Annotated in this window: 2 protein-coding genes; one reads left to right on the forward strand and one right to left on the reverse strand. The window is 67.7% G+C overall.

The window, feature by feature from the left end; all coding sequences use genetic code 11:
* Positions 1 to 792 (forward strand): YidC/Oxa1 family membrane protein insertase (locus EAW56_RS12155; protein ID WP_122086814.1); only part of this gene is annotated, 792 nt, incomplete at its 5' end.
* Here the strand turns inward: EAW56_RS12155 and EAW56_RS12160 are convergent.
* Positions 780 to 1,409, reverse strand: a complete 630-nt coding sequence (locus tag EAW56_RS12160; protein WP_095535965.1) for a TetR/AcrR family transcriptional regulator — start codon at positions 1,407 to 1,409, stop codon at positions 780 to 782. The genes EAW56_RS12155 and EAW56_RS12160 overlap by 13 nt on opposite strands.
* Positions 1,410 to 1,487 lie beyond the last annotated feature (78 nt).

Consider the following 1,487-nt stretch of genomic DNA (forward strand, 5'->3'; position numbering starts at 1 on the left):
CCGGCGCTCATCCAGTTCCCGGTGTTCATCGGCCTCTACCGCCTGCTGCGCTGGATGGCCGTGCCCACGGACGGCGACAACCACACCATCGGCATCCTCACCCCGCAGGACCTCGAGACGTTCCGGGCAGCTTCGCTTTTCGACGCCCCCCTCCCCGCCTACATGGCCATGCCCCCAGAACACCTCGCCGCTCTCGGCACCACGGAGGCGCAGGTGCGGGCCGTGGCCCTGCCCATGGTGATCGCCGCCGTCATTTTCACCTGCTCCAACCTTGCGATCTCGCAAATGCGCAACCGCTCCACGCTGGACTGGGAGAACGCGATGACGCGGAAGTCCTACGGCCTGCTGTGGTTGGCCATTCCGATCGTCGCCCTGAGCCTCATCTCCGCCGGGCTCTCCGGTATCGTCCCGATCGCGGTGCTGCTGTACTGGGTCACGGGCAACCTGTGGACGATGACGCAGACGATCCTTTTCTGGGCCTGGACGGTCCGCCGCTACCCGGCGGAGGCGCTGCACCGCGAGTTCTGGGCGGAGACGAAGCAGAAGGCCGAGGAGCTGCGCGCCGCGCGCAAGGAGCGCACACGGTCGCGCCGCGCGAAGCGCCTGCGCGCGCTGCGCCACCCGGGAGAGGCGGGCGCGATCGCCCGCGAGCTGCGCGCCGAGAAGCGCGAGCGCAAGCAGGAAAAAGCGCGCGAGAAGCAGGAGCGGAAGGCACTCCAGAAGGCGCGCAACGAGGCGAGCCGCCAGCTCGCGCGGGACAAGAAGCGCCAGAAGCAGGATCAGATGGAGTAGTCCGCGGGCGGCGCGCCGAGCTGGCTTTCCGCCAGGTCGCGCGCCTTGCGCAGCGGTGCGACGTCGCGCAGCAGGCGCGCACCCGACATCCCCCCGTCGAGGAAGATGAGCAGCTCGTCCGCCTGGTTCGAGGAGTCGTAACCGTTCTTGTTGCTCAGCAGCTCCGTGAGGGTGTCGTGCATCCAGGTGCGGTGGTTCAGGCAGGTCTGCACGATCCGCTGCTCCGACTCGGTGTCGGGGCGCGGGTACTCCGTCGCCGCGTTGAGGAACGGGGAGCCGCGGAACTCGCGCTGCGGTTCCGCCTCGATGGCCATGTCAAAGAAGGCGAGGACCTTCTCGTCCGCGCTCGAGGCTTTGACCGCGCGCTCCTCCCACCGCTGCCGGTACTGCTCGTCCAAGCGCTCCAGGTAGGCGATGACCAGGTTGTCCTTGGAGCCGAGCAGGCTGTACAGGGACGCCTTCGCCACGTCGGCCTCGCGCAGGATCCGGTCGATGCCGATGACGCGGATGCCTTCCTCGGTAAAGAGTTTCGTGGCCGCGTCGAGGAGGCGCTGCCGCGGGCTCGGGCGGTTGCGGCGACGAGTCGTCGTCTTCTTTTTCGCCGTGCCACTGCTCACGTTGCGTCCTCACTTCCTCCGGTCATTGCGTCTGGTCTCAATATAGACAAACCGGTACGTACATTCCAGTCGGCCGGG

It is taken from the genome of Corynebacterium gottingense, from assembly GCF_003693265.1.
In the GTDB taxonomy this organism is placed as follows: Bacteria; Actinomycetota; Actinomycetes; order Mycobacteriales; family Mycobacteriaceae; genus Corynebacterium; species Corynebacterium gottingense.